At 58.3% G+C, this 4,924-nt stretch carries 4 protein-coding genes and 1 pseudogene; all 5 read left to right on the forward strand.

What is annotated here, in order from left to right:
- Positions 1-197: 197 nt before the first annotated feature.
- Positions 198-1,241 carry an N-acetyl-gamma-glutamyl-phosphate reductase gene (gene argC / locus VKV29_RS08725; RefSeq protein WP_324200922.1) on the forward strand — a complete coding sequence of 348 codons (1,044 nt, stop codon included), beginning with the start codon at positions 198-200 and terminating at the stop codon, positions 1,239-1,241.
- On the forward strand, positions 1,238-2,461 hold the full coding sequence (argJ, locus tag VKV29_RS08730; protein ID WP_324200923.1) for a bifunctional glutamate N-acetyltransferase/amino-acid acetyltransferase ArgJ: 1,224 nt from the start codon (positions 1,238-1,240) through the stop codon (positions 2,459-2,461). Before argC ends, argJ begins: the two co-directional genes overlap by 4 nt.
- Positions 2,462-2,471: 10 nt before the next feature.
- Positions 2,472-3,323 (forward strand): acetylglutamate kinase, encoded by an 852-nt coding sequence (gene argB / locus VKV29_RS08735; RefSeq protein ID WP_324200924.1) that lies wholly within the window; start codon positions 2,472-2,474, stop codon positions 3,321-3,323.
- A 53-nt stretch (positions 3,324-3,376) separates the two neighbouring features.
- Positions 3,377-4,603 (forward strand): acetylornithine transaminase, encoded by a 1,227-nt coding sequence (locus VKV29_RS08740; protein WP_324200925.1) that lies wholly within the window; start codon positions 3,377-3,379, stop codon positions 4,601-4,603.
- Between the two features lie 15 nt (positions 4,604-4,618).
- Positions 4,619-4,924, forward strand: a pseudogene (locus VKV29_RS08745) (ornithine carbamoyltransferase); the annotation flags it as partial.

A 4,924-nucleotide genomic window follows, 5' to 3' on the forward strand; every position in this document is an offset into this window, starting at 1 on the left:
ACCCTTCGTGACTGCGAGATCATCAAATATACGCATTCACAAACCCCATAGGCCTAGCAGAGAGGTTGATTAGCTTGCTTTGTTGCCGGTTGACTCGAAGGCGCTATCTGCGGTAAGATTTCTATCTCATTCCATAAAGTACGCCGGACTTTTGAGCTTTTTGCGCTTCGGAAGGGCGCCTGGCAAAGGGATAGATAATGCTTAACGTAGGAATTGTGGGGGCTTCTGGCTATGCGGGCGGTGAGCTGTTGCGGCTGCTCCTACGACATCCCCACGTTCAGTTGCGGTGCGCAGTTTCTGGCACCTATGCCGGTAAGCCGCTGGGTGAGGCGTTTCCGGGGCTTTCGCGCCATACGGAATTACGCTTCACCGATATAGACGAAGACCTCCTCGCCTCGTGTGATGTGGTGTTCTTGGCCCAAGAGAACGGCAAGGCCATGCACTTGGCGCCGAAACTGCTGGCCGCAGGGTGCCGCATCATTGATATCTCTGCCGACTTTCGTTTTCGCGACGTGGAGACCTACCTTCAGTGGTATGGTCAGCCGCACGCTTGCCCCGAATGGAATCGGGAGGCCATCTACGGCCTTCCCGAGCTTTACCGCCCGCAGATCGAAAAGGCGCGACTCGTTGGCAACCCAGGCTGCTATCCCACCGCCGCCATTTTGGCTCTGGCGCCTTTGTTGAAAGCGAATTTGGTAGACCCTCGCTCGATTCTGGTAGATGCAAAATCGGGAGCGTCCGGCGCAGGGCGCTCGAAGTTCGGCCTCGACTACCACTTCTCCGAACTGAACGAAAATGTAAGTGCCTACAAGATCGCGGGTACCCATCGCCATACACCCGAAATCGAGGCGGTGCTCGCCGATGTGGCCGGCCTTCCCCAACTGCGCATCAGCTTCACCCCCCACCTCATCCCCATGACGCGAGGCATTCTGGCCACCTGCTATGCCCAACTTGGGGCGCCCCAGACGACCAAAGCTCTGCAAGAACTTTACATTGAGTTTTACAAAGAGGCTCCGTTTGTTACCATCTTCACCGACCGGCTGCCCTCTACGAAGGGAACCTATGGCTCCAACGACTGCCACATCGGGTTAGCGGTGGACGATCGCACCAACCGCGTAACGGTGGTCTCTGCCATTGATAACCTGGTAAAGGGAGCGGCGGGGCAGGCTGTGCAAAATATGAATTTGATGTGCCATTTTGAGGAGACGGCCGGCCTGGATTCGGGAGGCCTCTGGCCATGATCACGTTGTGGAAGGAAGAGCAGGCCGGGGTAACCTACCCGGAAGGGTTTGTGGTGGCCGCGGTTCGATGTGGGTTGAAGACCGAAGGGGAAGACCTTGCCCTACTGGTTTCCGATAGTATGGCCACCGTCGCCGGCGTTTTTACAACGAACTGTGTGCAGGCCGCCTGCGTGCGCTACTCGCGTCGTGTTGTACGGAGCAGCGGTGTGGCACGTGCCGTGCTGATCAATGCCGGCAACGCCAATGCCTGTAACGGAGAGCGTGGAGAGGCCGATAACCGCAGCTTGGCGGAGTGGACCTCACGCCTTTTGAACGTGGCGCCCGACGCTGTGCTTACCGCCTCTACCGGCGTTATCGGCCATCCGTTGCCGATGGACAGATTGCAAAAAGGCATTCCTGAGGCGGTGGAGGCTTTAGACCGTTCCGCCGAAGCCGATGCCCGCGCCGCCTGCGCCATTATGACCACCGATACGTTTCCCAAGTATCGCGCCGTGCAGGCCGATTCCAACCACTGGGTGGCACCTATCCGTTTTGGGGGCATGTGTAAGGGGGCGGGCATGATCGCCCCACACATGGCCACTATGTTAGCCTTTCTTACCACCGATGCTCGCCTCCCCGGCCCTCTGCTGCAGGAAGCTTTGCGTCGTGCCGTTGAGCCATCTTTTAACTCCGTTACCGTAGATGGCGATATGAGCACAAACGACATGTGTCTTCTGCTGGCATCGGGCATGGGCGAAGCGGAAATATCGCGAGAAGGCGAAGCGTTTGAGGATTTTGTGGACGCGCTTACCCGTCTCGCCACAGCCCTAGCCAAAGAGATCGCCCGCGACGGTGAAGGAGCTACGAAGTTGGTTACCATAACGGTGCAAGGTGCACCGACAAAGGCCGTCGCGAAAACGGTGGCCAAAACGGTGGCCGAATCGCCCCTTGTGAAAACGGCGCTGTTTGGCTGCGATCCGAACTGGGGTCGGTTATTGGCCGCTGCCGGGCGCGCCGGCGTGCAGCTTGACCCCGAAAGGATAGATGGGTTCATTGGGCCTTACAAGGTTTGCGCTCAGGGCGGCTCTGTGCCCTTCGATAGGGAGGGTGCCCATGCTTACCTGAAAGGGAAGGAGGTCACCGTTACGCTCGATTTGGGCCTCGGAGAGGAGAGCGCCACCGTATATACCTGTGATTTCAGTTACGACTATGTCCGAATCAACGCCGAATACCATACCTGAGAGTTCGCCGATGCAAACCCCTGCCGATGTGCTGATTGAGGCCTTGCCCTATTTCCGCGAGTTCTACGGAAAGACCGTAGTGGTGAAGTATGGCGGAAACGCCATGATTGATGAGACTTTGAAGGAGCAGGTGATGCAAGACATCGCGCTGCTTCACTATGTTGGCATACGTCCTATTCTCGTGCACGGTGGCGGCCCTGAAATCAGCGCCCTCATGAAACAGATGGGACACGAGCCTACCTTTGTTGGCGGGCTGCGTGTGACCGATGCGGCCACAATGGAGATCGTGGAGATGGTGTTGGCCGGAAAGACCAACAAGTCCATAGTGGCGCTGCTGAACCGTCAGGGGGCGCAGGCTGTTGGGTTGAGCGGCAAGGATGCGAACCTCATTGTTGCGTGCAAGATGCGCTCGTCAAAGGGCGATTTAGGGTATGTTGGCGAGGTGGCGAAGGTGAACCCCGGCATCCTCAATCTGCTGGTGGAGAGGGGCTACATTCCCGTTGTCTCTTCGGTGGCCATAGGTCCCGATGGTGAGAGCTACAATGTGAATGCCGATCATGTGGCGGGGCATATTGCTGCCGCCGTGGGGGCTGCCAAACTGGTGATCCTCACCGATGTTGAAGGGCTTTATGCCGACTATAACGACAAATCGAGCCTCATCGTTGAGATGGATGTGTTGCGGGCGGAGGAGATGTTGCGCACCGGTGCCGCAGATAGAGGAATGATTCCCAAACTGGAGGCCTGCATCACGGCCATCGAGGGTGGGGTTCCTCGTTGTCATCTTATTGACGGGCGAAAGCCCCATGCGCTTCTTATCGAAATTTTCACCGATCAAGGAATCGGCACGATGGTGCACGCCTAGTGGCCGTGGAGGATACACCGAATTTTAGCGGTACAAGGAAGGGAGATATAAGCATGCCGACCGTCGAGCCGCAGGCTGGCGTTAACGCACAAGAGATTTTTGAACTCGATTCGCGCTATGTGATGGGCACCTACGCCCGGCGCCCCGTGGTGTTCGTACGTGGCGAGGGAGCCACCCTGTACGACAGCGAAGGCCGCGCCTACCTCGACTTTTTGGCCGGTATTGCGGTCGTTTCGGTAGGTCACTGCCATCCGCGCATCGCAGGTGCCATTGCGCAACAGGCCCATACACTGATGCATGTTAGCAATCTGTTTCATAACGCGCATCAGGCCAAACTTGCCAAGCGCCTCTGCGACCTGACGGGCATGGAGCGCGTGTTTTTTTGCAACTCGGGGGCCGAGGCCAACGAGGCCGCCCTCAAGATAGCTCGCAAATGGGGGAAGCAGCAGCGGGGCGAACTCTGTTACGAGATCATCACGTTTCACGGCTCTTTCCACGGGCGCACGCTGGGCACCGTCACGGCCACCGCACAGCCCAAATATCAGAAGCCGTTCGAGCCGCTGGTGCCCGGCTTTCACTATGCGCCGCTTAACGACCTCGAGGCCTTTCGTTCTCTTCTTTCCGAGCGCACCTGCGCCGTGATGATCGAACCGATCCAGGGGGAGAGCGGCATCCATCCCTGCGATCCCGACTTTCTTAAGGCCGTGCGTGCCCTCTGTGATGAGGCTAGGGTTCTGCTTATTTTCGACGAGGTGCAGTGTGGGCTTGGGCGCACGGGGCACTTCCTTGGAAGCCAGGCCTTAGGAGTGCAAGGCGATATCGTGACCCTGGCAAAGGGCATCGCCGATGGCTTTCCCATGGGGGCCTGTTTGGCACGGGGAGAGGCCGCTCTTACCCTGGTGCCGGGCGACCACGGTTCCACATTTGCCGGGCAGCCTTTGGCCTGTGCGGCCGCCCTCGCCACGCTCGATGTGCTTGAAGAGGAGAACCTCATGGCGCGCGCCGCAGAGACAGGTGCCTATTTCCTCAGTAGGCTGCGCGCACTTCAAAGGGCGCATTCAAACCGCATTAAGGAAGTACGCGGCCTGGGCTTGATGGTTGGCGTGGAGCTGATGCAGCCGAAAGCAAGGGCGGTGCTCGATTCGCTTTTCCAGCAGGGCATCGTGGCAAACGCCATCGGGGATAGCACGCTGCGCTTTGTTCCGCCCCTTGTGGTGACCAAAGCCGACTGTGATCGGGTAGTCCAAGCGCTCGAATATGCCCTTCAGCCGGCCTCGTAGAGAGGAATCGCTTGCATGACTCTGCCAACCGATCCTACCGAAGAACAGCTTCGCCAACTCATTCAAACCGATGCCTCAGGCTGGCGCAAACGCTCTTTGGTGACCCTTTGGGACGTCACCGCAGAGCAGATTCGGGCGCTGCTTGAGGTGGCCGTTTTTCTGAAGAAGAGCGATCTGGCCCGCAAACCCACGCTCTACTGGAACTACCCACGCACGTTGGCCATGCTTTTTGAGAAGCCCTCGTTGCGCACGCGCGTGAGCTTCGAGGTTTCGATGGCGCACCTGCGCGGCCATGCCATCTATCTCGGCCCGAACGATGTG

This window comes from Chthonomonas sp., assembly GCF_035294165.1.
GTDB lineage: Bacteria > Armatimonadota > Chthonomonadetes > Chthonomonadales > Chthonomonadaceae > Chthonomonas.